This window comes from Erythrobacter sp. JB1-4 (assembly GCF_057365025.1).
Genome location: NZ_CP200292.1, coordinates 2,877,892 through 2,903,112, shown reverse-complemented (window position 1 = coordinate 2,903,112; position 25,221 = coordinate 2,877,892). Strand labels below are relative to the sequence as shown.

Sequence of the window (25,221 nt, the reverse complement as noted above, 5' to 3'; positions counted from 1 at the left end):
GCCTACTGCTTTAACCCCGCTACGGTCTCAGCGTAGCCCTTGGGATCTTTATGGCCCTCAAGGCCTTCCAATTCACGCGGCACATAATTCTCGTCGTGCTTGGCAAGAAGATTGGTTGCAAGGAATGTCCCATCCGCTTGCAGCGACCCTTCGGCAACTACGCCTGAGCCTTCAACGAATAGGTCGGGCAAAATGCCGCTATATGTGACTGGGATTGTATCTTCGGTGTTGCCAGTGACCATAAAGTTCACAGTGATCCCGTCTTCGGCGGTGACGATTGAGTCCGCTGCCACCATACCGCCCAAACGCACAGCTTGCCCCACCGCAGGAGGTTGCTCAGCCATCTGTTCTGGCAAATAGAAATAGTTCGCCTGTGAACGCAAAGCCCAAGCAGCTATCAACCCTGCCGCAACAACGGCAAGCAGAGCAAAGACAACAAGTGTCATCCGCTGATGTTTAGCCTTCATTTGCGCTTCATCTCCTGGCGGCGCTTTTCAGCATTGCGCATTGTTGTGTAGCTCCATGCGATGAGGCCGGTAAGAGCAACGCCGCCAACTGCGTAAGCGCCGATCACAAAGGGCCAATGATCCAGTGCTTCGCGCATTATGCCGTTTCCATTCCGCTCGCAGTGACAGGTGTCACATCTTCATCAAGCGCCCTGCGGCGAAGGCGCGCTTCAACCTGCTGCTCCGCAATAAGGGCGCGCATCCGCATAAGAACAATAGCCCCAAAGAGAAGCGAAAACCCGATAGTGGCAGTCAAAAGCGGCCAAAGGTATTCGGGATCAATCGAGCTCTTGCCCGCGGTAAGGCTCGGCGGTTGGTGAAGGGAATTCCACCACACGACCGAGCGGTTGATTATCGGCACGATGAGTGCACCAACGATCCCCAGAATAGCAGGGATCTTTGGCGAGCCACCCTCGCGTGCCGTTGCCTGTGCGAGCGCAATGTAGCCACCATAAAGGAACAAGAGCACGAGCATGCTCGTCAGCCTCCCGTCCCATTCCCACCATGTGCCCCAAGTGGGTCGGCCCCAAATTGACCCCGTAGCCAAACAAATCGCGGTAAAGACCATGCCGGGCACTGCAATAGCACGGGCAGAAAGGGCTGCGAGCGGGTGCTTCCAAATGAGCAAAGCGGCTGAGGATATGGCAATCCCTGTCCACCCTCCCATGCCAAGCCACGCGGCAGGGACATGAATAAAGAGGATACGCACAGTATCCCCCATCAATCGGTCAGGTGTAACGACGAGAAGGCCCCAAAGCACCGGGCCTAGAGACAAAGCCAGCCCGCTCCAAAAGAGCACCGGCATTAGCCAGCCGGCAAGCGATAAGAATCGTTTGGGGTTCGCGTAGATGTGCACAAGATTTATCCCTCTTGCACCCTGTAATAGTGCCCTTAGCTGACCTCGCAAGGGCGCAAAGCATGCAACAGTGCTAATGAGGGGACTTATGCGCGGCCGATCAACTCCTTGGCCATAGAATCGGCGACCACGTCGGGCGATTGGCCAGAGGATGCGCTCTTATCCCAGACCTGTTCGAGACGCGCCGGGATACGATCAATCCTTGCGTTAATCTCATCATCATCAGCCCCGTCAATATGACGCAGCACATTGATAATGCCACCTGCATTGATGACATAATCAGGCGCATAGAGAATGCCGCGTCCTCGTAGCATTTCACCCTCTGTGCCGGTTGCAAGCTGATTGTTTGCCCCGCCAGCGACCACTTGAGCTTTGAGCGCGTCAATAGACTGCTCGGTCAAGACAGCGCCAAGCGCATTGGGGCTCACTATATCAACGTCCGCGCCCAAAATCGCATCGGTGCTGACCGCTTTACCGCCCAACTCTTCAGCCATGGCAGTTGCGCGGCCCTTGTCTATATCTGCCATAACCAGATCTGCTCCATCGGCAGCAAGGTAGCGGGCGAGCCCCCGCCCACGCTGCCCAATCCTTGAATGGCCACGCGAACACCGCGCATATCAGTGACACCCAAAGCGCGCTTAGCGGCTGCCTTGACGCCAAGATAGACACCGCGAGCTGTATAAGGACCCGGATCACCGCCCTGCCCGGGCAAACCTGCAACATGGGCAGTGTGATGACTAAGCGCCACCATATCGTCCTGCGACATACCAACATCCTGAGCGGTGATGTAGCGACCCGCTAGTCCCTCAACGCCTTTGGCAAAGGCAGCAAGCATTTCAGGTGTTTTGGTGCGCGCCTCATCTGCGAGAAGCACCGCTTTACCCCCGCCAGCAGGAAGACCCGCCATCGCGTTCTTATAGCTCATACCTCGTGACAGACGCAGCGCATCACGAAGGCCATCTTTAGGGTTGGGATAGTGCCAAAAGCGCGTTCCACCCGCACCAGGCCCAAGGTGTGTTGAATGAACCGCAATGATCGCTGTGAGCCCGGATTGGTGATCGCGCACGACGTGCACAAACTCATGATCATCAAAATCAGGTTCGGTCCAAAAAGCAGTCATAAATCAGGGCCCCGCATTATTCTCGCAGCGCCCATGGACACTCGACCAAGAGGACCAATGTGAAGGGGGAAAATGGGGCGATCGAGGGGTCTCGAACCCCCGACCTCCGGTACCACAAACCGGCGCTCTAACCAACTGAGCTACGATCGCCACATGCCCCGCTTCATATGGATGACCTTCGGGCCTCTCGCCAATCAGCGCTTGCGAGGGGCGCCATTGCTCGAAGCATTCGTTAGGTCAACACCACATCTGCGTGGGCGCGAGCCAATTGCACAATGTGCAGCCCAATGGAAGCGAAAACTGCCCTTTACGAATATCAGCGCAATAATGTTTCGCGTGTGCGTGACCTTGCCTCTTGGAGCCAGACACTTAACATCGCACGCGTTATGGGCTTGCTCACCGATTCTGTGCTCAACAATCTGTCCAATCGCGACGGGATTCAACGGGTGCCCCATCCCAATGTTGAGCTGTTTCAGGCGAAAGCGTTTCTAACGCCGACGCATTGCCAGAAACTCATTGCTCTGATCGACAAGGACCGTAGGCCAAGCACAATCGCTGATCCCAATGGAGATGCCTATTTTCGCACCAGTGAGACTTGCGACCTGGCAAGACGCGATCCTGTGGTGCAGGAGTTAGATGGCCTGTTGCATAAGCTCAACGGCATCGACCCGGCGCTAGGTGAGCCTGTGCAAGGGCAGCGCTATAACGTGGGTCAAGAATTTAAAGCGCACACAGACTACTTCACGCCGGGGACGGCAGACTTTGAGAAGTATTGCAGCAAAGCTGGTCAGCGCACCTGGACCTTCATGATCTACCTAAACAAGGTAGAGTCCGGCGGTGCGACCCGGTTTAAGGCAATCGGCAAGACCTTTCAGCCTGAGGTTGGCAAGCTTTTGTGCTGGAACAACAAGCGACCCAATGGCGAGCTTAATCCCAACACGCTTCATCACGGAATGAAGGTTCGTAAGGGCATGAAATATGTGATCACCAAATGGTATCGCGAGGAGCCGTGGCCATGGTGAGAGCGCGCAGGAAGCTTGGGCGCTGGATTATGCCTGTTGCCATATTGGCTTCGCTATTTCTTTTTTGGTTCTGGCTAAATCTCACAATTTTGACCGACCCACATGGCGTCATTTCCTCAGCGCGCATTGTCAATCCGCCACTTTCGAATGAATTTATGCGTCTGCCAACAGGCACATTTGCGGCTCGTACAAGCCTTGAGGGCGCGATTGAGATAGAGTGCAAAGACGGAACACTTGTCACCGGCGGCTATGTTAGTCCGGGATTGCCACCACGATATACGGCCAATGAGCACTGCCGTTTAGATCAGGTTCCATCTATTCTAGGTTGATAGGCTTGCTTCATTAAAGCCAGCTCGCACCCCGGCACTACAGCGCGGTGCAACCGGCCTAACCGTGTTGAACAGTTAGGTTTAGGCCCACCGCTCCAATCAGGATCATCGCGATAAAGCCAAATTGCAGCGCGCTTAGCCGTTCTTCGAAGGCAAAAAGTCCTATCACACTAATCGCCACAATCCCGCAGCCTGACCAAATCGCATAAGCAACCCCAACCGGGATCACTTTCACAGCAGGAGCCAGCATCCAAAAGCTCACCGAATACGCGGCAAGCGATGCCACACCCCATTGCCATTTTTCGAACCCGTCCGAGAGCTTGAGCATCAATGTGCCGCTCACCTCAAAGACAATAGCAAGCCCTAAGAAAATCCAAGCGTTCATATAGGCCAGCTTAACCGCAACCCGCGCAAAGAAAAAGGCGGCCCCAAAGAACCGCCCTTCTCTAATCTCATGATGAGGATCGTTTACTTCTTGAGGCTGAGCCCACCAAAGCGCTTGTTGAACGCTGCCACACGGCCGCCTTCCTGGATCTGGCGGTTACCGCCGGTCCATGCAGGGTGACTTGTTGGGTCAATATCGAGTGCGAGCGTGTCGCCTTCGCTGCCCCAGGTTGAGCGCGTTTGAAACTCGGTACCATCGGTCATTTTGACCGTGATCGTGTGATACTGTGGGTGCCCTTCGGCTTTCATCGTCTTTGTCCTTTTGAGCGTTCGCCGGTTCCGACCGGCGCTGCTATAAAACTGGTAAGAAGCGGCGCACATAACGCCGCCCCCGAAAATTGCAAGCGATTGCTCGCGTAACCTCAGTCTTTCGGCGGGTCCGCAATCATCGCGGTGAATTCGCATTCACACGTTGTCTTACCCTCAACACTCGCCTTGCCTTTGAACTTATAGATCGTGCGGCGTTGCTGAAGGAACTCCACCTCAAGATCGAGCAAGCACCCCGGTGTCACAGGCGCGCGGAACTTTGCTCCATCGATACCCATGAACAAAACCAGCTTGCCAGTGCCCGCCAGTTCAAGCGTTTCAATCCCAAGGATCGCCGCTGCCTGAGCGAGCGCCTCAATCTGAAGAACCCCCGGCATAATCGGAGCCCCAGGAAAATGCCCTTGGAAGAACTCTTCATTCATGCTGACCGCCTTCACCGCGTGGATGCGCTCATTCAGATGAATTTCGCGCACCCGATCCACCAACAAGAGCGGATAGCGGTGCGGAAGAGCCTTTAGGATCTTGTGAATATCGTAATCGGTTATCGGCTGAGCCGAGGCCTTTTCTTCACTCATTTCCTGCCCCCTGAAATAACGCCGCTTAGCGACCCGAAGGCGCAGGCGTTGGAGTTTGACCTTGCTGAGCGGCCTGCTGTTGCTGGAGCAGCTGCGCGCGCAGAAGGGTCTGCTGGATCTCTTGGAAAATTTGCGCAGCGTTGGGGTTAGGACGATAATTTGCTGGCGGCACAACCTGCACAGATGGAACTTTGGTGTTCAGCGAGGTTGTGATTTGCGCCGTAATATCAGCGCCTTCCGCTGCAAACTGAAGCGAGCCTGGTGCAAGGACAGCAACGATCTGCTGCGCCTGAGCCACTTCGCTAAGCGATGCAGGGTATGCGACAAAGATTTGTTCAACAACAAAAGCGCGCGCAGTATTCAACTGGTTGGTGAGCCCTGCAACCTCTTGCTCAAGGGTTTGGATCTGCGCAAAGTTTGGCGAGTTCTGCACACCGGCAAGCTCGCTTTCCTCAAGCTGACCATTGCTGTTGGTGTCAAACGGTTGAAGCAGCTGCGTCAACTGCTGCTGTTTTGTACCACGCTGTTCGATCTGCGCCGAATAGGTCGTGCCGATTTGATTGTACGCGGTTTGCAGCGCGGTTGTGCCGATAATCGCACGGCTGATATCGGCGGTTGCAATCCGGCCTTCCACCTGAGCGGCAGCAGGAGTGGCAACGGTAAAGGCACAAGCAGCAAGGCTTACTGCACCAAGCATTTTTGAAAAACGTGTCATCAGAATTGTGTTCCTACGTTAAACGTGATTTGTTTGTCGTCATCGCCATCGACCTTACGGATCGTCTGGGCGAGATCGATACGGAAGGGACCGAAGGGTGAATTCCAATTCACGCCGATCCCTGCGGTGACGCGAGGACTGGACGAATCGCCAACAAAGATCTCGCGGAAGTTGTTGCTGCTAACGGCGTTGGGCGTAACCCCGTCAGATGCGATCGGGTCGAGTGTGGCTGCAAAGCCCACATCGATGATCTGGTTGCCGTCATTATCCAAGACTGGATTGCCATCACCATCGACACGCGGCGTCTCAATCCGCTCCGCAAACACAGCAGAACTGTCGAGTGTGGGCGTGGTGAGACCCCAAAGAGCGCCCACGTCGAGCCAGATCGAAGGACGAAGACCCAGCTCACGTGCGCCTGTCCCAAGCGGGATCTCCAGTTCCGCGCGGCCAAGATAATAATACCGGCCACCCAGTGCATCATCTCGCTGTTGATCGCGATTGTCATTGAAGACCACATTCCCGTCTTCATCCAACAGCGCCAAGGCAGCGTTAGTGGGGTCCTGGAATGGCGTTTGTCGCAAAACGCGAGGTCCAACGCCTCGGATATCAAACCCGCGGAACTGTGGCTCTCCAAGGAAGAAGCGATCGGTCAAGAACACATCATCCACGCCCGCGCCTGTGCGCTCTCTCAGCGGAACAACAACACCGCCTTCAGCTGAGAGCGAGAAGATGAACCCAGAGTTGGCGACATTCCAGAACTGTTGTCCCTTCCCTCGGAAACGAAGATAGCGCACATCGCCTCCAAGGCCTGCCCATTCGGTGCTGAGCGAGATTTGGCGACCACGGGTCGGCCTAAAGCCGGAATTCAATGTGTTGTAATTGAGGCTGAGGCCCAGAATGGAACTCAAACGATTGCCGAGCTGATCGCACAGGAAGCGACCGGCAGTCGATGGATCGCAAAAGTCGTCCACGCTGTTGCCGCGAATGCCATCGCCGTCTGTATCGGTGAAGAATATGCTCTGATCGAGGCTGACCTCGTCATAGTTCAGCGTGTAGCTGGCAACGAGTGACATAAATTCGGTCAGCGGCGCACCGACCCTTAAAGAGCCACCTGTCGTCGACTGTTCGAATGTGTTGTTTCGGTTACCGTCGAACCGGTTAAAGCTGTTGAAGTCTCGCCTGTAAATATCTGCGCCTGCTGAGATATTCCGGTCGAATACGTACGGTTCGGTGAAACTCACCTGCGCCGAACGAGAGAATTGCGAGAAGTTAAGCGAGAGGCCCACAGTTTGTCCGCGACCGCGGAAGTTTCGCTGGCGGATAGAGCCAGCAAGAATGAACCGCTCAATCGATGAGAAGCCCGCAGAAAACTGCAATTCGCCAGTGGGCTGCTCTTCGACGTTAGCTTCAAGCACGATACGGTCAGGGGCAGAACCCTCGACCTGATTGACTTCGAAGTTTTCTTGGAAATAGCCCAGCGAGTTAATCCGCGCTGTCGTGCGTTGCACCCCAAGCGAGTTGAATGCATCGCCTTCGGAAATACGAAACTCGCGGCGGATCACCTTATCTTGGCTAAGCGTGTTCCCGTTGACATCAACGCGCTCAACATACACCCGCGGCGCTTGACGCAGGATGAAAGTGATATCCATCGTCAAGTCTTCAGGATTGCGATCAAAGCGCGGCTGAACATCGGCAAAGGCATAACCAAAGCGGCCTGCAAGCTCAGTCAGCGATTCAACCGTATCCTCAACGATCTTCGCATCGTAGAAATCACCGGTTTGAATGCCGAGACCCGCTGCAAGAGAATCGCCGTCAAAGTCTCGGATTTGGCTATCAACTTCGACGTCGCCAAAATTATAGCGCTCACCCTCTTCCACCACATAGGTGATGATGAAGTCTTGTTGATCAGGGGTCAGCTCCGCGACAGCAGAAACGACGCGAAAATCAGCATAGCCTTCGGTGAGATAAAACTGACGCAGCTTTTGTTGGTCAAACGCGAGGCGGTCGGGGTCATAGCTGGTGTTGGAGCTGAAAAAGCGGAAGAAGCGCGATTGCTTCGTCACCATTTCGCTGCGCAGCTCACCATCTGAGAATTTCTCATTGCCGATGATGTTGATCTGGCGGACCTTAGATTTTGGTCCCTCCTCGATCTCAAAAACGATATCGACACGGTTTTGCGGCAGCGACACCATCTGCGGTTCAACAGTGGCCGCAAACCGTCCCTGGCGTTTATAAAGCTCGACAATACGCGCAACATCGGCGCGGACCTTGGAACGCGTAAAGATCTGACGCGGCGCAAGGCGAATTTCAGGAATGATCTTGTCGTTGTCGATCCTGCTGTTGCCCTCAAGGACGATCCGGTTGATCACCGGGTTCTCAACAACAGTGATCACCACATTGCCATTTTGTGCGGCAATAGAGAAATCAGCGAAGAGTTCGGTTGCGCCAAGGTCTTTTAGCGCCTCGTCCGCTGCCGCTGTCGTATACTCTTGCCCTACGCGAAGCCGAATATACGACAAGATCGTGGTCGGCTCGAGACGCTCAGCGCCCACCACATTGATCGAGCGGATTGTATTCGAAGATGGCGCAGGAGCAGGAGCAGGTTGCGCAGCAGGTACGCTCTCTTGCGCATATGCACCAGCCGGCACACCTGCCAGCATCGTTGCCCCGGTCAAAGCCAAACCTAAACGGGCAACTGAGCCCTTCCTCCCGGGGCTTTTGCCACCGGAAATGTTGAAAGACGCAAGACCACCGCCTGCTTGCTCACAAAGTGTCATGGATGAAATATCCCGTCCTACCCGTATTCAATGCGCCTGCCCGAAACGCGTGCTGGATCAGCCATTGCGGCATCACCGTTCCTCAAAACACCGCCTGCTCTGCCCGATTGATAACGCACCGGTCAAGCAGTCTAAGCGCACTATGAACGGGCAATGCAAAAGAGCCCGCTTTCCTTGTTTAACCAAGCGGCCCGTCTAACGACGCACGCCTGCAAAACAAGGCCCCATTTTCTTTAACTGCCAAACGGCAGCAAACCGGTGATGTCATTCCACGTCACCACAACCATAAAGACCAAAACCAGCGAGATGCCAGCACGATAGGCCCATTCCGTTGCGACCGGCCCAACCGGTTTACGGCGGATCGCCTCAGCGGCGTAGAAAGCCAGGTGGCCACCATCTAGCGCAGGGATTGGCAAGAAGTTGATGAATGCCAAATTAAGCGAGATGAGAGCTGCGAAATTCACGAAGGCCAAAAAGCCAAGGCTCATCTGTTCGCCGGAGTATTTCGCAATCTTTACAGGTCCACCAAGTTCCTTGATCGAACGTTCGCCGGTCAGGATTTGTTTGATCCCGGTGACCATCAGTTTAGTGATGTCCCAACACTTTTCGGCCGCCATTGGGATTGAGGCAAGAACACCGACTTCCTCAAACTCATAACGCGCGTCAGCAGGTCCGATACCAATTTTCCCAACCACGCTGACGTTGCCAAATGTATCGGTTTCTTCAACACGGGCAGTGGTCAAGGGTATCTGCAATTCCTCCCCATCACGCTCAATAGTGAAAACCATCCGCGTTGAAGGATGCAGCAGAACTTTGGTCCGCAAATCTTCAAAGCCGGTAATCTGAGCCCCATCAATCGCCACAATCTTATCGCCAAGCTCAATTCCAGCGACTTGCGCGACATCCACTCCGCCAAACTGCCCAACGACGCGTGGGTCCTCTTCAGCGACAATCTTGGGGTTGCCGTAAACCGATAGAAACGCTGCAAAAATCGCAATCGCTACAATCAAGTTTGTAACTGGGCCCGCTGCAACAATCAGCGCGCGTTTCCACAGGCTTGCGTTCTGGAAACTGCCGTCATTCGCCTCTTCAGGCGGGGGCGCACTAGGATCAGGAATACTCGCCGGGTTCATATCGCCCTTAAACTGAACATAGCCGCCAAGCGGCAGCCATGAGAGCTTCCACCGCGTGCCCTGCTTATCGGTCCAACCGGCAATTTCTCCGCCAAATCCAATAGAGAAGGCTTCAGCCTTCACCCCAAACCAGCGGCCCACAAGATAGTGGCCAAGCTCATGCACTGTGACCAGCGGTCCCAGCAAAGCCAGAAAGCCGATAAAGTACATCCAAAAAGGGGGCTGCTCAAACAAGGGGTGCGTGCTCCAAAGCCTCTGCGGCGCATTTGCGCGCTTCGCTATCAATCGCCAGCACGTCTTCAAGCGTGCGCGGCGTCGGCGCCTCATAGCGCTCTAATGTCGTCTCCGCTACTGCCGTAATGCGGCTGAACCCAATCTGACCGGCGAGGAATGCTTCTACAGCCACTTCATTGGCTGCATTGAGCGTCGCTGGAGCCGCCCCGCCCGCCTCAATCGCCTCACGCGCAATGCGTGTGGCCGGGAAAAGCTCTTCATTGGGAGCTTGGAAAGTGAGTTCGCCGATGGCCGCCAAGTCGAGCGGTTCGAGCGGTGTTTCCATCCGTTCTGGATAGGCAAGACACGAGGCAATCGGCACGCGCATATCGGATGGCCCAAGCTGCGCCAGCGTCGAGCGGTCGCGATACTCAACCATGGAGTGGATCACGCTTTGCGGGTGCACCACGATCCGAAGACGATCCAAGCCCACCGGAAAAAGATGATGCGCCTCGATATACTCAAGACCCTTGTTCATCATCGTGGCGCTGTCGACGCTGATCTTTGCACCCATTGACCAATTCGGGTGAGCCACCGCCTGCTCAGGGGTCGCGGCATCAATCGCGGCCTTGTCCCATGTGCGGAAAGGGCCACCGCTCGCGGTCAGAGTAATCCTTGCAACGTCCTCATAATTGCCGCCCGCAAGGCATTGGAAAATTGCATTATGTTCGCTGTCCGTTGGGAGCAAGGTTGCCCCGTGTTTGGTAACCGCACCGGTCATAACATCGCCAGCGGAAACAAGCGCCTCTTTGTTAGCCAGAGCAATCGTCCCACCACGCTCCACCGCTGCCATGGTCGGGGCAAGGCCAGCACAGCCCACAATTGCCGCAACCGTCATATCCACCGGGCGCCGCGCCGCGTCACACAGTGCTTGAGCGCCGCCAGCCGCCTCAGTGTCGCTTCCTGCTAGGGCCTCGCGAAGGTCCGCCAAGCAATTCTCATCGCCCACAACGGCAAGCTTTGCTCCAAACTCACGCGCCAATGCCGCAAGTTCTTTTGCCGAGCAATTCGCCGTCAATGTATCAACCTGCCACGCATCCGGATTTCGCCGAAGAAGATCGAGCGTTGAGGCTCCAATCGAGCCCGTCGCGCCCAAAACGGTGATAGTGCGCGCCATCAGAAGCCTACCAAAGCCGGCAAAAAGGTCAGCAGGAACAGCACAAAGAACACTGCCAAAAAGCCATCCAGCCGATCGAACACTCCGCCATGTCCGGGGATGAGATTGCTCGAATCTTTGACGCCAGCTTTGCGCTTCATCCAGCTTTCAAAAAAGTCTCCGCCTTGCGCGATAACCGCGATCAGAACGCCGGCGAGAACCGCACCCAAAAGGCTGCCAATCGAGAAACCGGGCATGGCAGAAGCAGGACCAAAGTCCGCAGCCTCTACGCCAAGCGCAACAAACGCCGCAGCCGCAGCGCCGCCAACAAACCCAGCCCAGGTTTTCGAAGGACTAATCGAAGGCGCGATTTTCGGCCCGCCGATCAAGCGGCCAGAGAAATACGCCCCCACATCCACCGCGATAATCGGCACGAAAAAGGCGAACAGAACCGACCACATGTCATAGCCGAGCGAGGCCCCTTCACCGAAGAGGAAGCCCCAGCCGTTCCTCACCGCGATCATCGCAAGCGCCGCTGCGCCCACATAAATTGCTCCGAAAAACTGCCAGGCAACCTCAGCCATAGGCGACACGCCAAAACCGCGTGTCAGAAGGTTCCACTCCCACAGGACAAGCCCTGCAAGCAGAAGCACAAAGCCGATCCAGAACCAACCGCCGAGCCACAACGCGATCACCACCGCGCCGATCATCGCGACGGCTGAAACAAAGCGGACCGCTAAATCTGCGGTACCTTTTGCAGGCGGTGTTCCCGCGCCGCTTTCTCCCACCCCATTATCTGCCGCCAAAGCGCCTCTCCCTCTGCGCAAAATCTTGTAGTGCACGGCTTAAATGCTCAGGTTTAAAATCTGGCCAAAGCGTATCGACAAAAAGCATTTCCGCATAGGCCGATTGCCAGAGCAGGAAGTTACTGAGCCGGATCTCGCCGCTTGTCCTGATCAGCAAATCAAGCGGCGGAAGGTCAGCTGTATCGAGATTTGCCGCGATACTCTCCATCGTGATCTCGCCCGCCTCACCTGCCTTTGAAGCAGCCCGTGCAATCTCGTTCTGCGACCCGTAATTGAGTGCAACCGCAAGCGTCTGTGTGCCATTGGCCGTTTGGGCCAGCGCATCTTCGAGCATCTCGACGATATCGGGAGCAAGGCCGCGCCAATCACCGATGATCTTCAATTTCACATCGTTCGCCACGAACTCGGCAAGGTCCGATTTGATGAACTTGCGCATGAGGTTCATGAGGTCGCCCACCTCATCCTCAGAGCGCTTCCAATTCTCCGAACTGAACGCATAAAGCGTCAGGCAATCAAGGTTCATCGGTTCCAGAGCGCGTACCAGACGCCGCACCGCCTCAACCCCGCGCTGATGCCCTATGGCGCGTGGAAGGGCCCGCTTCTTTGCCCAGCGGCCATTGCCATCCATGATGATGGCAACGTGCCTAGCACCGGTATTGACGCTGCCGTTCTCCACCTAAGCCCCTAGCTCCCAGCGACCGCTAACCCTTTATTGGGTCAGGATTTCCTGAACCTTCTTCTCAACCGCCGCGTCGATTTCCGCGACATATTTGTCGGTCAGCTTCTGAACTTCATCCTCAGACCGCTTGCGCTCATCCTCTGAGATTTCCTTGGCCTTTTCGTCAGCCTTAAGGCTTTCCATTCCGTCGCGCCGGACATTGCGTGCGGCCACTTTGGCCTTTTCGCCATATTCGCCGGCAAGTTTCGCCAAGTCCTTGCGCCGATCCTCAGTCAGATCAGGCATGGGCAGGCGGATCGTCTGGCCATCGGTCATCGGGTTCAAACCAAGGTTCGCCTTGGAAATCCCCTTCTCAACCGCGCTTACATTGCTCTTGTCCCACACCTGCACGGCCAGCATCCGGGGCTCTGGCGCAGAGACGGTCGCGACTTGGGAAAGCGGCATCATCGCGCCGTAAACCTCAGCAACCACCGGATCGAGCAAAGCGGTGTTTGCGCGCCCTGTGCGAAGGCCCGAAAGGTCGCCTTTCAGCGATTCCACAGCGCCGCTCATCCGGCGCTCAATGTCAGATTTGTCGTAAGTCGGCATGGGTTTTACTCTTTAGTCTTTCTGGACAATTGTCTGTGTGCCCTCGCCTGAGAGCACTATGGCAACATTGCCTTTTTCGCGGATTGAGAAGACCACTAGCGGAATGGTGTTCTCACGGCAAAGCGCAACAGCGGTTGCGTCCATCACCTTAAGGTTGTCGGCAAGCACTTGATCGTAAGTGATCGTATCGAAACGCGTAGCATCCGGGTTGTGCTTGGGATCGCTGTCATAGACGCCGTCAACGCTGGTGCCTTTGAGAAGCGCATCGCAGTTCATCTCGGCTGCACGAAGAGCTGCGCCCGTATCGGTGGTGAAGAACGGATTGCCCGTGCCAGCGGCAAAGATCACGATCCGCCCCTTCTCCAAGTGCCGCTCAGCCCGTCTGCGGATGTAAGGCTCACACACGCTTGACATCGGGATCGCCGATTGCACCCGCGTCTGCACGCCCAGCTGCTCCAGCGCGTTTTGCATCGCCAGCGCGTTCATCACGGTCGCGAGCATACCCATGTAGTCGCCGGTGGTGCGATCGAGGCCCTTCGCAGCCCCTGCAATCCCGCGAAAGATATTGCCGCCGCCGATCACGAGGCAAACCTCGATACCGCTGTCCTTGGCCGCCTTTACCTCTTCCGCCAGCCGCGCGACGTATTCCGGATCAATCCCATATTCCTGGTTCCCCATAAGCACTTCGCCTGAGAGCTTCAGAAGGACGCGCTTTATCGGGGGGAGTGTCATGGGGCTCGGGGCTCTTTTATGGCGGTTTGTGGTTGGCGCTAGGCCCTATCGGCAAGCCGGGCCCGTGCCAAGAGGGCGCGTGCAGGTAGCCACCGGTTTTGAAACAATGAACCGGGGTGTTTTGGAAAGTTTGGTTTTCGTGATTTGAGTGGTGGCACAGGGGGTTAGTGCGGAATGCGCCGCGCGAAGTGTCAACTTTCGGTTTTTGCGAGGGGTACGTGGGCGCAAGGGCTGCGTGAAAGCGCGAAGATTGGGTCGGACTTACGAGGTCAAAGAGCCGTTCGAATGGTTAGCGAATTGCCGACGAGTAGGAAAAAGCTACGAGACTGCCTAATTAGGGCGAGCCGCTGGGTTGTCCAAAATCCATCACTTCGAGACGAATTTCCGGCCACCCTGACCTTCCCACACCGTTGATTGCTGCCCCAATGCAGCGCCACGGCGTGTCACTCTCGGCTTGCAATCGAGCCTCGATCCTTTGGATAACGGAAATGTCCTCAGAAATTGCCTCGACGCCGCCGGCATCTTGTACAATCGCGTCTAGTCTCTGAAATGCGCCGTCAAAGAGTTCTTTGGACGAAACAGAATTGCCCTGAAGCTTAATCACGCAAGTGTCGTGTTTTTTGGAATAGCCAACGAACAGTGGAAGCGCATATTCGTCCGCCTTGCCTAAGAAATCACGCCCATCAAGCTCTGCTATCGCGTCAGGATTGGGCTTCGCGCCACCTTGGAGGTCAATGTCATCCAGTCCCATTAATGCGAAAGGTGGGTAAGGTTCCGGCACATATGTCGTGGTACGATGAAACAAAGAAGAGGATTTGGACGCTTGTTCCTCATCAATGTGATTATCCAGCACCGAAAGATGGTCTACGACTGCTCCAAATTCTGCATCGGCATGAACTTCAATGCCTAGGAGGGCATACTCGCTGGACCACCACTTTTCTTCTATCGCTCTGAGTCCTCCGGTTTCAACCGGAGCACCTTGATGAAAGAGTTCGCCGTTTGCGGTGATTAAGACTGGACAAAAGACGCTTGTATTATCCTCCCAGCAGCCCTCTTCGTCGGGCAAATCTGCGGGTTGAAGAAGCGGAACCTCATATATTGCGGTCGCAACAGGTTGCACCTCCTCTTCTTGGGCGCATCCACCAGCAAGAGCCAATATGGTAAGAGAGCCGGCACAAAACGAAGGGAACTTCGGCATGTCCGGATATTAGCCCTCATAGCCTTAGGCGCAAGCCTCTCCCCCAATCGTCCTAAGCCGGTCGTAGGAATGCAAAAAGAAAAAGGCCGCCCGCGAGGTTTCCCGTGCGAGCGGCCCTTTTAGTTCGCTTGAAAGCGTGTGTTAGCGCTTACCCGCCAACAGCGGCTGCAACCTCTGCTGCAAAGTCGCTTTCTTCTTTCTCGATGCCTTCGCCGAGTTGGAAGCGAACGTAGTCTTTCAGCACAACCGAACCGCCATTGTCTTTGCCAAACTTGGCGACGGTGTCTTCGACTGATGTCTTGTTGTCCATCACGAACATTTGGCTGAGAAGCGCGTTTTCTTTCGCAAACTTCTTGATCGCGCCTTCGACCATTTTCTCTTGCACGTTCTCAGGCTTGCCGCTTTCAGCTGCCTTTTCCTGTGCAATCGCGCGCTCACGCTCGATAACGTCTGCGTCGAGACCGTCAGCGTTCAGAGCCTGTGGGAACATTGACGCGATGTGCATGGCGAGTTGCTTGCCGAATGGCTCAAGCGTGTCAGCGGCAATGTCGCTTTCCAGAGCAACGAGCACGCCAATTTTGCCGAGGCCTTCAGCGGCCGCATTGTGGACGTAGGAGACGACCGCACCGCTTTCTACAGCAACAGTTTTCATGCGGCGAACCTGCTGGTTCTCGCCGATGGTTGCGATGTTGTCGGTGAGCTTGTCCGCGACAGTGCCACCATCGGGGTAGCTGGCAGCTTTCAATGCTTCCACGTCGTCGCCGTCTACGCCGAGCGCTACAGTGGTCGTCTTGCTAACGAAGTCCTGGAACTGATCGTTCTTCGCAACGAAGTCCGTCTCAGAGTTCACTTCAACAGCAACGCCGCGTGTGCCTTCAACGGCAACGCCAACGAGGCCTTCTGCAGCGGTACGGCTGGATTTCTTCTGAGCAGTAGCCAAGCCTTTTGCGCGCAGAGCGTCAACCGCTGCATCGATGTCGCCATCGGCTTCGGTCAGGGCTTTCTTTGCATCCATCATGCCTGCGCCAGACAGTTCGCGCAGTTTCTTCACATCAGCGGCGGTAAAAGCAGCCATGGTGATTTCCTTTTGTGTGTTTGAGGGCGCCGGGTGTGCCCTAGGGAGGCTACCCGGCGCGCTAGATTGGAATTGTGACGCGTCTTTGACGCTTATTCAGCAGCAGGTGCTTCTTCCGCAGCAGCCTCAGCAGGAGGCGTGTCCATTGCGCCGAAGTCTTCGCCAGACTGCTCAACGCCCTGACCACGGCCAGCATTCGCTGCATCGCCGATAGCCTGACAGTAAAGACGCACAGCACGGCTCGCGTCATCGTTGCCCGGTACCGGGAACGCGATGCCGGTTGGATCGGTGTTGGTGTCGAGCACGCAGATCACCGGGATGCCCAGTACAGCTGCTTCCTTAATCGCGAGCTCTTCTTTGTTCGCATCGATCACAAACATCACGTCTGGAACGCCGCCCATATCGCGGATACCGCCAAGCGACAGCTCAAGCTTGTCACGCTCACGAGTGAGTTGCAGGACTTCTTTCTTGGTAAAGCCGCTGGTGTCGCCTGAAAGCTGCTCTTCAAGGGTTTTGAGCCGCTTGATCGAACCGCTGATGGTTTTCCAGTTGGTCAGCATGCCGCCCAGCCAACGGTGGTTCACAAAGTGCTGACCCGACTGGCGCGCCATTTCAGCGATAGGCTCTTGCGCCTGACGCTTGGTGCCGACGAACAGAACCTTGCCGCCAGCGCGAACGGTTTGCTCAACAAAGTCCAGGGCGCGCGCGAAAAGCGGAACGGTTTGTGAAAGGTCAAGGATGTGAACGCCGTTGCGCGCACCGAAGATATACGGCTTCATGCGCGGGTTCCAACGGTGGGTTTGGTGGCCGAAGTGTGCGCCGGCCTCAATCAATTGCTGCATGGTGACGGTAGTGGTCGCCATAGGATAGTTCCTTTCCGGTTAGTCCTCTGAGCGCCGCTTTGTGACCGTTGGCGGTACTTCCCGCCGTGGCACCGGTATGTGCGCGTCGCTCATGTGAATTTTGCCTTTCGTGATTCGCGACGATTCGCAGACCTGTCAAAGCAAGTGCGGCGCACATAGGCGGGCTTACACACAAAATCTAGTGTGTTCTTCAAGGAAAAGAACACAAATGGAACAAACCGCTTGACTAAGGTGGAACACTTAGTGAACAAGGGTGGAGAACAAAGCTGGTACGCGGCCGTGGCGATACGACGTTTTACCCGCTTATATGCACAGTTACACACAAGCCGACCGAGACGACGTAGTTAGGTTTATCGGGGGCAACGATAGTGGAGAACAAAAATGCTCTCAACAGGACTCACCATCTTCATCACGGTCGCAGCGCTTATCGTTGTGCTCAGTCTGACAGACACTTGGATGAAGGCGCGCGAGGCGTTTTGGTCGGCCTTCAACGAAAAGGAACTGCTTGATGCAGGGTTTATTCCCCAAGTGGAAGCAAGCGAAACGCGGCTGCGTCAACCATTGCACCGCACAGCACGCCGGACCTCCACCGCCCGCGTGCGCAGAAGCGGATTTGGCGGCACACGGCGCTCTACCCTTGGTTGTGCGCAAGCACAGTCTTTAGAGGCACACGGTTGAGTTAAATCACACCGAACTAAATCGGCATGCGCGCACGTTGGCGTTTGATCTTGCCATATTTGATGAGCGCATAAGGCATTAGCGAGAGATACACAGCGCTCAACGCCGTAAACGTCCACCATGGTTCGAGCATAAATCCAGCAAAAGCGATGGCCACAAGGGCGATCAGCCAAATGCGAATATCACGCTGGGGTCGAATAGCTGTCCAGCTGAGCGTTGCCATATTGGAGATGAAGAGCACTCCAATCGCTGCGACCCAAACGGCGTTAAAAATGGGGTCGCGGAAAATGTCCATCCCTGTCTCGATCCAAAGACACAATGGCGTAAGGGCAAGGCCTGCTCCAACAGGTGCGGGCACTCCGGTGAGGAAGCCGGCTGATTTGTGAGGCTGATCTTCGACATCAATCTGTGCGTTGAACCGGGCAAGCCGCAAGGCACAGCATATCGCGAAGGCCAGCGCTGCAAACCACCCAAACCGAGAGAGGTCATTCAACGACCACAAGAAGATTATGAGCGCAGGCGCCATCCCAAAAGACAGCGCATCAGCAAGGCTATCCAATTCTGCCCCAAAGCGCGATTGCGCGTTTAAGAGCCGCGCGATACGACCATCTAGCCCATCAAGCATACCCGCCACGAAAATCGCGAAAACCGCAAATGCCCAGTTCTCGTCAATCGCAAAGCGCACTGCTGTAAGACCTGCACAAAGCGCAGCGGCTGTGATCGCATTGGGTAGCATGGCACGAAGGGAAAGGCCGGCTCGCTCCTCAACGGCTTCTTGGTCACGCAGAGCCGCGCCGGTTGGAAGCCCCTCCTCACCTTCAGCCGCTTTTGGACCAAGGCGCGGGTCGGAGGGTGAAGAACTGCTCATACTTGGCCGAACTCTCTCGGCATCACTGCGCGATGCCTTCCAGAAGTGCGGTGGCGCCCACATCTGCAAGGATCGTTTCGCCCGCGACGATGCGCTGGCCCATCAGCACGCGCGGCTGCGTTCCGGCAGGCAGATATACATCAACCCGGCTACCAAAGCGGATAAGACCAACGCGCTGACCCTTGGCGACGGTATCACCGGGCTTTACGAAAGGCACAATGCGCCGCGCAACAAGCCCTGCAATTTGGGTAAAGCCGATCATAAGACCATCATTACGCTCGATCAGAACCAGCTGCCGCTCGTTTTCCTCTGACGCCTTGTCGAGGTCTGCGTTCACAAACTTGCCCGGGACATAGACGACGCGCTGCACCGTGCCCGCAATGGGAGCGCGGTTAATGTGTACGTCAAAAACGCTCATGAAAATCGAGACACGCGTCACGGGACCGGGCGGCAGACCGGGCACACCAGAGCCATCATTGCCAAGCATCTCCGCAGGCGGCTCCATCGTTTGGATGAGAGTCACCAAACCGTCCGCGGGCGCGACAATCGTCTTGTCATCTTGAGGCACCACGCGCTCTGGATCGCGGAAAAATGCGAACACGCCCAGCGACAAAAGAAGCAGCGGCCAGCCAATGAATTGGAAACCCATCACAAGCGGCACAAGGGCAATCGCAGCCGCGATTACGCCATATTTGCGCCCTTCCGGATGGATTGCGGGCCAGCCCCAGCTTGCTTCGCCGCGGCCCTGATTATCGAGAATTTCACCTGCCATAGGTCAACCATCTAGGTGCTGCCTGTCCATTGGACAATGCCGCGACCCTATCCCTTGTTAGAAATACGCGTCTTTAAGCTGCTGCTGCGGTCTTGCGAACAAACACGGTGCCAGCCGAATATCCAGCGCCAAAACTGCAAATAAGCCCGGTGTCACCAGCGATCAGATCATCGCTGTGTGAGTGAAACGCAATAATAGAACCAGCTGATGAGGTATTGCCATAGGTATCAAGCACTGTTGGGCTTTCATCATCATTCGCTTCATGCCCCAAAACCCGTTGTGAAATCAGGCGGTTCATACCAGCGTTCGCTTGGTGCAGCCAAAGGCGGCGCAATGTCGCCGGGTCCATTGCAAGTTTCTCGGCCTCGTCGATGATCATCTGCGCGACCATCGGCACGACCTCTTTAAAGACCTTGCGCCCCTCTTGCACAAAGAGCTTGTCCGCATTGCCTGCGTTTTCGGGCGCTGCGCGGTTGAGGAAGCCAAAATTGTTGCGGATGTTGTTGGAGAAGACGGTTTTGAGTTTTGTGCTGAGGATCTCCCAATGCTCCGCAGGCGCAACGCCTGCGTCCTCAACAAGCACCGCCGTTGCGACATCACCAAAGATAAAGTGGCTGTCCCGGTCGCGCCAGTTGAGGTGGCCCGAGGTAATTTCAGGGCTAACCACCAGAACGCTTTTCGCATTGCCAGCGCGCACATAATCGGCCGCCGTTTGAATACCAAAGGTCGCAGACGAACACGCCACATTCATGTCAAAGCCAAAGCCTTCGATGCCCAGCGCCTGCTGTATCTCAATCGCCATCGCGGGATAACCGCGCTCCATATTGGAGGCGGCACACAAAACCGCGTCCACGTCCTCGGGCTTGCGCCCTGCCCGTTCAAGTGCCTGACGCGCCGCCTTCACGCCGATTTCGCACATCATCGATTGTTCATCATTAGTGCGCTCATCCCAGCGCGGCATCATGATCTCAGGGTCAAGGATAGGCTCTTTGCTCATCACATGACGCGCTTTGATCCCGCTCGCCTTTTCGATGAATTCAACCGAGGAATAGGTCAGCGCTTGCGTCTCGCCCGCCTCAATCGCGTCAGCGTTAGCGGCATTAAAGCGGTCAACATATTCGTTGAAGCTGGCAACGAGCTCTTCGTTGGTGATGGATTCTTCGGGCGTAAAAAGACCGGTTGAAGAGATCACCGGGCGACCTGTGAGCACGAGTTCCTCCCCGGCGGATTGCGACATTGTTTGGGTTGTCATTATTATCTTCGCGAATGTTGTTTCTTGGATGGTGGCCACGAATAGGCCCCCCTCCCGGCCCTCGCAAGCCAAGATGTAACGTCAAACCCCAACCAATCCGTGCGCCAAAGAAAGTCTTCCAGCCCGCGAAGGAGCAAACGACTTGTGATATGCAGGGTTTCTCAATAGCTCCTCTCCATGACAGAATTTCTCCTGCTCGCCACCATCCTGCTTGCTGTGGGAGTGATCGCGGTCCCCATCGCCACAAGGCTGGGCCTTGGCTCAGTGTTGGGCTACCTCATCGCGGGGATGGCGATCAGCCCAGCATTGGACGTGCTGGGCGTAGACGTCATCGCGCTTCAGCATTTTGCCGAGTTTGGCGTTGTCATGATGCTCTTCCTGATCGGGCTGGAACTGGAGCCGAGCAAATTGTGGGAGCTGCGCGTGCGGCTTCTTGGTCTGGGTGGAGGACAAGTGCTCATCACCGTGGTGATCATGGCCGGCTATTCGCTGATTGTGGGCAATGCGTGGCAAACCAGCCTTGCGATCGGTATGATCCTTGCGCTTTCTTCCACCGCGATCATTTTGCAGACGCTCGATGAAAAAGGCTTGATGAAAACCGAAGGCGGGCAGTCGTCTTTCTCGGTTCTGCTGTTTCAAGACATCGCCGTGATCCCTATGCTGGCGATTATCCCGCTCTTGGCGCTTCCCGAACTCGCAGGTGCGGCAGCCTCGGCGGGCGGTGAGGATCACAGTCACTCGTTCAACATTCTCGAAGGGCTGCCAGCCTGGGCCGCCGGGCTCATCACTCTGGCAGCAATCGCATTTGTTGCTTTGGCCGGCAATTACCTGACGCGGCCAATGTTCCGCTTTATTGCCATGGCCGGCCTGCGCGAACTGTTCACCGCAAGCGCGTTGCTTGTGGTGGTTGGGATCGCGCTGCTGATGACTGTTGTAGGCCTCTCCCCTGCCCTTGGCACCTTCCTCGCAGGCGTCGTTCTTGCCAACAGCGAGTACCGCCACGAGCTCGAGTCCGACATCGAGCCTTTTAAAGGTCTGTTGCTGGGGCTCTTTTTCATCACGGTCGGTGCAGGGATCAACTTCGCCCTGCTGGCCGAAAGCTGGAACAGCGTGCTCGGCTGGACTGCGGTTCTGATCGGAACCAAGGTCGCGGTGCTCTTCGCTCTAGGCACTTTCTTCGGCATCAAGGGACAGGACCGCTGGCTCTTCTCGCTTGGCCTTGCACAGGCGGGGGAGTTTGGCTTTGTGCTCCTCAGCTTTGCGGTGGGCGCGTATGTCTTGCCGGTCCCACTTGCTGATCAATTGCTGCTGATTGTGGCGATGTCGATGCTGATCACACCGCTGCTTTTCATCTTCTATGACAAGGTCATCTTGCGCCATTATCAGCAAGGCCGCGAGCGTGCCTTTGACGACATAACTGAGCCCTCGGACATCATCCTTGCAGGGCGCGGCCGGGTTGGCGGGATTGTTGACCGGATGATGGAAACCGCTGGATATCACACCACTGTGATCGACTATTCCTCAGCGCAGATCGACCGCCTCAGCAAATTCGGCATCCGCACCTATTTTGGCGATGCGGCGAGGCCTGACCTTTTGAAGTCGGCAGGCATTGAACGCGCAAAGCTGTTGATCATCGCGATAGACGACAAGGAGGCCACCAATCGCCTTGTTACCTATGTGACCAAGAACTATCCCAAAGTGCACATCATCGCGCGCGCCTATGATCGTAACCACGTGTTTCAGCTATGGTCGCTGGGCTGCCGCGATATCATCCGGGAAACCTACGACAGCAGCTTGCGGATGGGACGCTCTGCTTACGAAGCGCTCGGCATATCCGGTGAGCGCGCGAACGCGATGACCGATAAGTTCCAGGAAATGGACCGCAGCACAATGCTTCCGATGGCAGAAGCCTTCGACTTCGACACCCCCCTTGGGAAAACGAGGAGATGATTGCACTTGTGAAGAAACTGCGCAGCGAATGGGATCCCCTCCTGCGCGAGCAAATGGCGCAAATCATGGGACAGGACGACCTGGCGGAGCTGGACGAACTCGAAGAGTTTGGAGAGCCGCAGAAGCGGTAAAGGGAAGGCTGAGGCGCGAGAGCGGTGAAAGCCAGTGGTGGACAGGGCTGGATTCGAACCAGCGTACGCTTGCGCGGGCAGATTTACAGTCTGCTGCCTTTAACCACTCGGCCACCTGTCCACACATGGGCCTGAAATTCGCACCACGTGGGTGCCAGTTCATAAAGCAAAGCGTGATGCTTCGCTGCCGAGAGGCGCCCCTTTGGCGAAGCTGTGCTTGCCTGTCAATGGGGGAGTGGCACAGGCGCTCATTACTGACAATTTGAGTTCGAGATTTTATGGCAAAAGGTGATCGCAAACGCGCTCTAAGAGGCCGCGCCGGCCGGATGAAGGGTGGACGCGGTTCTGGAAAAGGTACGGCGGGATATGTGCGGCTGTGGGGCCGTCACCCGGTAGAGGCCGCGCTCAAGAACCCTGACCGCCAACACCGCAAACTGTGGGCAACACGCGAGGGGATCGACACTCTCGATGGCGAGCTGCCAGCTGATTTTCCAGTTGAGTATGCCGATGTTACCGATTTGGCGCGCCTCGTGGCAAAGGATGCCCCGCACCAAGGCCTTGTTCTTGAGTGCGAGCCGCTGCCTGATGTTTTCCTCGACGAGGTAGCGACCGGCGATCCGGCGCGCCCCGTCGTAATCCTCGACCAAGTCACTGATCCGCACAATGTTGGCGCAATCCTGCGTTCATCTGCTGCATTTGGCGCTGCATGCATCGTCACGCAGGACCGCCATGCCCCGCCCGAAGGCGGCGTGCTTGCGAAATCAGCGTCGGGCGCATTGGAGACTGTGCCATGGGTCCGCGTTGTCAATCTGGCTCGCGCGCTCGATGAACTCGCGGACGCCGGATATTGGCGCATTGGCCTTGCAGGCGAAGCGGAGGCCACTTTGGCTGAAGGGCTTACCACGGGCCCGCTCGCGATTGTTCTGGGCGCAGAAGGCGAAGGCATGCGGCACAATATCACGCAGCACTGCGATGCTTTGGCAAAGCTCCCGATATCCTCGGATATCGAAAGTCTTAACGTTTCGAATGCAGCAGCGATTACTCTATATGCTGTTGCCACTCGCTCTTCAGACTGAGCGATGACCTATTTGGGGGACCAAACTATGACTGCTCCATCCTCAACCCGCACCTTTGCCACTGCTTTGGTGGCTGGGCTTTCACTGCTTTTGACCGGTTGCTTCATCACGCCGGGCAAATTCACATCAGAACTTGTCATGAACAAAGATGACAGCTTCACCTTCACCTATGATGGCGAGATTTTCTTTCTTGGCTTGTCCAGCCTTGCTGAAATGGGAGCGGCAGAAGAAGAGTTTACGCCGGACGATTGCTTTGACGATGACACCTTTGAAACGCGCGAATGCACACAGGCAGAACTTGCCGATCAACGCGCGGTTTGGGACATGAACGCCCCTATTCGTGCCGCTGAGGCTCAGGAAAAAGCCAAACAAATGGGCGCAATCATGGGTGGCATTGACCCCGGCGACCCTGAGGCCTCTGCTGAGCTGGTCCAACTGTTATTGCGTCAACGCGGATGGGAAAGTGTGGTGGACAAGGGAGATGGTGTTTTCGACGTGCGCTATTCCATCACGGGCAAACTTGGCCATGACTTCATGTATCCAGTGCTAGAAGGCTTTCCGACTACCAATCCCTTTGTCCAGATTATCTTGCGCGATGAGGGTGTTGTCAGGGTCAACGCCCCAGGTTTCGCAACGCAAAACGAAAACAATCCAATGAGCGCGATGATGGGCGGTATGGTTGGCCTTGGCGGTCTTGCTGCGCTTGCCCCTCAATCGGATGAAGGCCCAGCGATTCCCAGCATTCCGCAAATGGAGGGCACTTTCACAATCGTTACCGATGGTCAGATCAGAGCAAACAACACTGATGAGGGCGCGGCTTCAACGAATAAGGGGCAAAGCCTGACTTGGGACATCTCGCCAAGCACTGGTGCAACCCCTACCGCATTGATCGATCTGTCGAACTAGTCGCCGACACATGCGCACAAAGAAAGACCCCGCCAGCGCTTTGCTGACGGGGCCTTTGCTAAACTCAACCTAACCAATATGCCTGATTTTGCGCGCTTCGTCCGCGCGCAAACGCTTAATTGACAGCGTCTTTAAGACCCTTGCCAGCCTTAAATTTTGGTTGGTTAGATGCTTTGATCGGCATTGGCTCACCCGTACGAGGGTTACGCCCCATAGACGCCTTGCGCTTTGCTACAGCAAAAGTGCCAAATCCGACCAGCCGCACTTCGTCGCCATCTGCGAGAGCTTTCTGAATTGCATCAAATACGCCCTCAACGGCGTTTGCTGCATCGCTTTTAGAAAGTCCGCTGTTCTCAGCGACTGCACCGATCAGATCGTTCTTATTCATTACGTACTACCCCTCATTCTCGTAGAAATGGTTAGAGTGAATCGCCCCCCGGAAGGACACAGAATTGAGAGGTTTTTGCATGTGTGTCAAAGACAAATCCGGGCGATTGGCCAATAAACATGACCAAATCAGCCGTTTTGCGATGA

General features: G+C 55.9%; 28 protein-coding genes, 2 tRNA genes and 1 pseudogene. 7 read left to right on the top strand and 24 right to left on the bottom strand.

Translation table 11 applies throughout. The features are described from left to right. Positions 1-2: 2 nt before the first annotated feature. The 5 genes and pseudogenes from ccmE to AC0V61_RS13575 form a co-directional block, all read right to left on the bottom strand. Complete coding sequence (gene ccmE / locus AC0V61_RS13595; RefSeq protein ID WP_486158392.1) at positions 3-467, bottom strand: cytochrome c maturation protein CcmE; 465 nt, start codon at positions 465-467, stop codon at positions 3-5. Next, the gene (gene ccmD / locus AC0V61_RS13590) at positions 464-604 is read right to left on the bottom strand and encodes a heme exporter protein CcmD (protein ID WP_486158390.1); all 141 of its coding nucleotides are present in this window, start codon (positions 602-604) and stop codon (positions 464-466) included. Before ccmD ends, ccmE begins: the two co-directional genes overlap by 4 nt. Continuing rightward, a complete protein-coding gene (gene ccmC / locus AC0V61_RS13585) occupies positions 604-1,362 on the bottom strand; it encodes a heme ABC transporter permease CcmC (RefSeq protein ID WP_486158388.1) in 759 nt (252 codons plus the stop codon). The genes ccmD and ccmC overlap by 1 nt, the downstream gene beginning before the upstream one ends. A gap of 86 nt (positions 1,363-1,448) precedes the next feature. Next, positions 1,449-2,482, bottom strand: a pseudogene (locus AC0V61_RS13580) (Leu/Phe/Val dehydrogenase). A 73-nt stretch (positions 2,483-2,555) separates the two neighbouring features. Further along, positions 2,556-2,632: transfer RNA gene (locus tag AC0V61_RS13575), tRNA-His, on the bottom strand. Positions 2,633-2,868: 236 nt separating this feature from the next. On the opposite strand from AC0V61_RS13575, the gene AC0V61_RS13570 reads away from it, so the two are divergent. Then, positions 2,869-3,504 carry a prolyl hydroxylase family protein gene (locus AC0V61_RS13570; RefSeq protein WP_486159557.1) on the top strand — a complete coding sequence of 212 codons (636 nt, stop codon included), beginning with the start codon at positions 2,869-2,871 and terminating at the stop codon, positions 3,502-3,504. Between the two features lie 29 nt (positions 3,505-3,533). Then, on the top strand, positions 3,534-3,833 hold the full coding sequence (locus tag AC0V61_RS13565) for a hypothetical protein (RefSeq protein WP_486158386.1): 300 nt from the start codon (positions 3,534-3,536) through the stop codon (positions 3,831-3,833). A 58-nt stretch (positions 3,834-3,891) separates the two neighbouring features. Here the strand turns inward: AC0V61_RS13565 and AC0V61_RS13560 are convergent, their stop codons facing one another. The 14 genes from AC0V61_RS13560 to rpsB all read right to left on the bottom strand — a co-directional run bounded on the left by AC0V61_RS13560 (position 3,892) and on the right by rpsB (position 17,054). Further along, complete coding sequence (locus AC0V61_RS13560; protein ID WP_486158384.1) at positions 3,892-4,218, bottom strand: DMT family transporter; 327 nt, start codon at positions 4,216-4,218, stop codon at positions 3,892-3,894. Positions 4,219-4,301: 83 nt separating this feature from the next. Beyond that, positions 4,302-4,526 carry a 50S ribosomal protein L31 gene (gene rpmE, locus AC0V61_RS13555; RefSeq protein WP_486158382.1) on the bottom strand — a complete coding sequence of 75 codons (225 nt, stop codon included), beginning with the start codon at positions 4,524-4,526 and terminating at the stop codon, positions 4,302-4,304. A 113-nt stretch (positions 4,527-4,639) separates the two neighbouring features. After that, entirely contained in the window at positions 4,640-5,119 is a 480-nt protein-coding gene (gene fabZ, locus AC0V61_RS13550; protein ID WP_486158380.1) for a 3-hydroxyacyl-ACP dehydratase FabZ, read from the bottom strand. A 25-nt stretch (positions 5,120-5,144) separates the two neighbouring features. Continuing rightward, positions 5,145-5,834 carry an OmpH/Skp family outer membrane protein gene (locus AC0V61_RS13545; protein WP_486158378.1) on the bottom strand — a complete coding sequence of 230 codons (690 nt, stop codon included), beginning with the start codon at positions 5,832-5,834 and terminating at the stop codon, positions 5,145-5,147. After that, entirely contained in the window at positions 5,834-8,611 is a 2,778-nt protein-coding gene (gene bamA, locus AC0V61_RS13540; protein WP_486158376.1) for an outer membrane protein assembly factor BamA, read from the bottom strand. The genes AC0V61_RS13545 and bamA overlap by 1 nt, the downstream gene beginning before the upstream one ends. Positions 8,612-8,844: 233 nt before the next feature. After that, positions 8,845-9,978 carry an RIP metalloprotease RseP gene (gene rseP, locus AC0V61_RS13535; RefSeq protein ID WP_486158374.1) on the bottom strand — a complete coding sequence of 378 codons (1,134 nt, stop codon included), beginning with the start codon at positions 9,976-9,978 and terminating at the stop codon, positions 8,845-8,847. Then, positions 9,971-11,134, bottom strand: coding sequence for a 1-deoxy-D-xylulose-5-phosphate reductoisomerase (gene dxr, locus AC0V61_RS13530; protein ID WP_486158372.1), 1,164 nt, complete (start codon positions 11,132-11,134; stop codon positions 9,971-9,973). Before dxr ends, rseP begins: the two co-directional genes overlap by 8 nt. Further along, on the bottom strand, positions 11,134-11,919 hold the full coding sequence (locus AC0V61_RS13525; RefSeq protein WP_486158370.1) for a phosphatidate cytidylyltransferase: 786 nt from the start codon (positions 11,917-11,919) through the stop codon (positions 11,134-11,136). The genes dxr and AC0V61_RS13525 overlap by 1 nt, the downstream gene beginning before the upstream one ends. Next, complete coding sequence (gene uppS, locus AC0V61_RS13520) at positions 11,906-12,547, bottom strand: polyprenyl diphosphate synthase (protein ID WP_486159555.1); 642 nt, start codon at positions 12,545-12,547, stop codon at positions 11,906-11,908. The genes AC0V61_RS13525 and uppS overlap by 14 nt, the downstream gene beginning before the upstream one ends. An 81-nt stretch (positions 12,548-12,628) precedes the next feature. After that, positions 12,629-13,186 (bottom strand): ribosome recycling factor, encoded by a 558-nt coding sequence (frr, locus tag AC0V61_RS13515; protein ID WP_486158368.1) that lies wholly within the window; start codon positions 13,184-13,186, stop codon positions 12,629-12,631. Between the two features lie 12 nt (positions 13,187-13,198). After that, entirely contained in the window at positions 13,199-13,918 is a 720-nt protein-coding gene (gene pyrH / locus AC0V61_RS13510; protein ID WP_486158366.1) for a UMP kinase, read from the bottom strand. 334 nt (positions 13,919-14,252) lie between these two features. Beyond that, positions 14,253-14,984, bottom strand: a complete 732-nt coding sequence (locus AC0V61_RS13505; RefSeq protein ID WP_486158364.1) for a hypothetical protein — start codon at positions 14,982-14,984, stop codon at positions 14,253-14,255. Between the two features lie 280 nt (positions 14,985-15,264). Continuing rightward, positions 15,265-16,191 carry a translation elongation factor Ts gene (tsf, locus tag AC0V61_RS13500; RefSeq protein WP_486158362.1) on the bottom strand — a complete coding sequence of 309 codons (927 nt, stop codon included), beginning with the start codon at positions 16,189-16,191 and terminating at the stop codon, positions 15,265-15,267. A 92-nt stretch (positions 16,192-16,283) separates the two neighbouring features. Then, entirely contained in the window at positions 16,284-17,054 is a 771-nt protein-coding gene (gene rpsB, locus AC0V61_RS13495) for a 30S ribosomal protein S2 (RefSeq protein ID WP_486158360.1), read from the bottom strand. Between the two features lie 381 nt (positions 17,055-17,435). Between rpsB and AC0V61_RS13490 the strand changes: the two genes are divergently transcribed. After that, positions 17,436-17,732, top strand: coding sequence for a hypothetical protein (locus tag AC0V61_RS13490; protein ID WP_486158358.1), 297 nt, complete (start codon positions 17,436-17,438; stop codon positions 17,730-17,732). A gap of 16 nt (positions 17,733-17,748) precedes the next feature. Here AC0V61_RS13490 and AC0V61_RS13485 read toward each other — a convergent pair whose 3' ends face one another. From AC0V61_RS13485 to AC0V61_RS13475, 3 genes are all read right to left on the bottom strand, one after another. Continuing rightward, positions 17,749-18,600 (bottom strand): CDP-alcohol phosphatidyltransferase family protein, encoded by an 852-nt coding sequence (locus tag AC0V61_RS13485; protein WP_486158356.1) that lies wholly within the window; start codon positions 18,598-18,600, stop codon positions 17,749-17,751. Between the two features lie 22 nt (positions 18,601-18,622). Further along, complete coding sequence (locus AC0V61_RS13480; protein ID WP_486158354.1) at positions 18,623-19,372, bottom strand: phosphatidylserine decarboxylase; 750 nt, start codon at positions 19,370-19,372, stop codon at positions 18,623-18,625. 73 nt (positions 19,373-19,445) lie between these two features. After that, complete coding sequence (locus AC0V61_RS13475; protein ID WP_486158352.1) at positions 19,446-20,624, bottom strand: beta-ketoacyl-ACP synthase III; 1,179 nt, start codon at positions 20,622-20,624, stop codon at positions 19,446-19,448. 177 nt (positions 20,625-20,801) lie between these two features. Between AC0V61_RS13475 and AC0V61_RS13470 the strand changes: the two genes are divergently transcribed. Both AC0V61_RS13470 and AC0V61_RS13465 read left to right on the top strand, forming a co-directional pair. Further along, entirely contained in the window at positions 20,802-22,574 is a 1,773-nt protein-coding gene (locus AC0V61_RS13470) for a monovalent cation:proton antiporter-2 (CPA2) family protein (protein ID WP_486158350.1), read from the top strand. Further along, positions 22,571-22,705, top strand: a complete 135-nt coding sequence (locus tag AC0V61_RS13465) for a hypothetical protein (protein WP_486158348.1) — start codon at positions 22,571-22,573, stop codon at positions 22,703-22,705. Before AC0V61_RS13470 ends, AC0V61_RS13465 begins: the two co-directional genes overlap by 4 nt. A gap of 35 nt (positions 22,706-22,740) precedes the next feature. Here AC0V61_RS13465 and AC0V61_RS13460 read toward each other — a convergent pair. After that, positions 22,741-22,826 (bottom strand) — tRNA-Tyr (locus tag AC0V61_RS13460). Positions 22,827-22,983: 157 nt separating this feature from the next. Between AC0V61_RS13460 and rlmB the strand changes: the two genes are divergently transcribed. Both rlmB and AC0V61_RS13450 read left to right on the top strand, forming a co-directional pair. Then, the gene (gene rlmB, locus AC0V61_RS13455) at positions 22,984-23,781 is read left to right on the top strand and encodes a 23S rRNA (guanosine(2251)-2'-O)-methyltransferase RlmB (RefSeq protein ID WP_486158346.1); all 798 of its coding nucleotides are present in this window, start codon (positions 22,984-22,986) and stop codon (positions 23,779-23,781) included. A 27-nt stretch (positions 23,782-23,808) separates the two neighbouring features. Beyond that, on the top strand, positions 23,809-24,687 hold the full coding sequence (locus tag AC0V61_RS13450; protein WP_486158344.1) for a hypothetical protein: 879 nt from the start codon (positions 23,809-23,811) through the stop codon (positions 24,685-24,687). A 115-nt stretch (positions 24,688-24,802) separates the two neighbouring features. Here the strand turns inward: AC0V61_RS13450 and AC0V61_RS13445 are convergent, their stop codons facing one another. After that, the gene (locus AC0V61_RS13445; protein ID WP_486158342.1) at positions 24,803-25,075 is read right to left on the bottom strand and encodes an HU family DNA-binding protein; all 273 of its coding nucleotides are present in this window, start codon (positions 25,073-25,075) and stop codon (positions 24,803-24,805) included. Positions 25,076-25,221 lie beyond the last annotated feature (146 nt).

Bases quoted from the DNA above. Each gene is read 5' to 3' on its own strand.
- ccmE (WP_486158392.1), bottom strand. From the start codon at position 467: ATGAAGGCTAAACATCAGCGGATGACACTTGTTGTCTTTGCTCTGCTT.
- ccmD (WP_486158390.1), bottom strand. From the start codon at position 604: ATGCGCGAAGCACTGGATCATTGGCCCTTTGTGATCGGCGCTTACGCA.
- AC0V61_RS13570 (WP_486159557.1), top strand. From the start codon at position 2,869: ATGGGCTTGCTCACCGATTCTGTGCTCAACAATCTGTCCAATCGCGAC.
- AC0V61_RS13565 (WP_486158386.1), top strand. From the start codon at position 3,534: ATGCCTGTTGCCATATTGGCTTCGCTATTTCTTTTTTGGTTCTGGCTA.
- AC0V61_RS13560 (WP_486158384.1), bottom strand. From the start codon at position 4,218: ATGAACGCTTGGATTTTCTTAGGGCTTGCTATTGTCTTTGAGGTGAGC.
- rpmE (WP_486158382.1), bottom strand. From the start codon at position 4,526: ATGAAAGCCGAAGGGCACCCACAGTATCACACGATCACGGTCAAAATG.
- fabZ (WP_486158380.1), bottom strand. From the start codon at position 5,119: ATGAGTGAAGAAAAGGCCTCGGCTCAGCCGATAACCGATTACGATATT.
- AC0V61_RS13545 (WP_486158378.1), bottom strand. From the start codon at position 5,834: ATGACACGTTTTTCAAAAATGCTTGGTGCAGTAAGCCTTGCTGCTTGT.
- bamA (WP_486158376.1), bottom strand. From the start codon at position 8,611: ATGACACTTTGTGAGCAAGCAGGCGGTGGTCTTGCGTCTTTCAACATT.
- dxr (WP_486158372.1), bottom strand. From the start codon at position 11,134: ATGGCGCGCACTATCACCGTTTTGGGCGCGACGGGCTCGATTGGAGCC.
- uppS (WP_486159555.1), bottom strand. From the start codon at position 12,547: ATGGATGGCAATGGCCGCTGGGCAAAGAAGCGGGCCCTTCCACGCGCC.
- frr (WP_486158368.1), bottom strand. From the start codon at position 13,186: ATGCCGACTTACGACAAATCTGACATTGAGCGCCGGATGAGCGGCGCT.
- pyrH (WP_486158366.1), bottom strand. From the start codon at position 13,918: ATGACACTCCCCCCGATAAAGCGCGTCCTTCTGAAGCTCTCAGGCGAA.
- tsf (WP_486158362.1), bottom strand. From the start codon at position 16,191: ATGGCTGCTTTTACCGCCGCTGATGTGAAGAAACTGCGCGAACTGTCT.
- rpsB (WP_486158360.1), bottom strand. From the start codon at position 17,054: ATGGCGACCACTACCGTCACCATGCAGCAATTGATTGAGGCCGGCGCA.
- AC0V61_RS13490 (WP_486158358.1), top strand. From the start codon at position 17,436: ATGCTCTCAACAGGACTCACCATCTTCATCACGGTCGCAGCGCTTATC.
- AC0V61_RS13485 (WP_486158356.1), bottom strand. From the start codon at position 18,600: ATGAGCAGTTCTTCACCCTCCGACCCGCGCCTTGGTCCAAAAGCGGCT.
- AC0V61_RS13480 (WP_486158354.1), bottom strand. From the start codon at position 19,372: ATGGCAGGTGAAATTCTCGATAATCAGGGCCGCGGCGAAGCAAGCTGG.
- AC0V61_RS13475 (WP_486158352.1), bottom strand. From the start codon at position 20,624: ATGACAACCCAAACAATGTCGCAATCCGCCGGGGAGGAACTCGTGCTC.
- AC0V61_RS13470 (WP_486158350.1), top strand. From the start codon at position 20,802: ATGACAGAATTTCTCCTGCTCGCCACCATCCTGCTTGCTGTGGGAGTG.
- AC0V61_RS13465 (WP_486158348.1), top strand. From the start codon at position 22,571: ATGATTGCACTTGTGAAGAAACTGCGCAGCGAATGGGATCCCCTCCTG.
- rlmB (WP_486158346.1), top strand. From the start codon at position 22,984: ATGGCAAAAGGTGATCGCAAACGCGCTCTAAGAGGCCGCGCCGGCCGG.
- AC0V61_RS13450 (WP_486158344.1), top strand. From the start codon at position 23,809: ATGACTGCTCCATCCTCAACCCGCACCTTTGCCACTGCTTTGGTGGCT.
- AC0V61_RS13445 (WP_486158342.1), bottom strand. From the start codon at position 25,075: ATGAATAAGAACGATCTGATCGGTGCAGTCGCTGAGAACAGCGGACTT.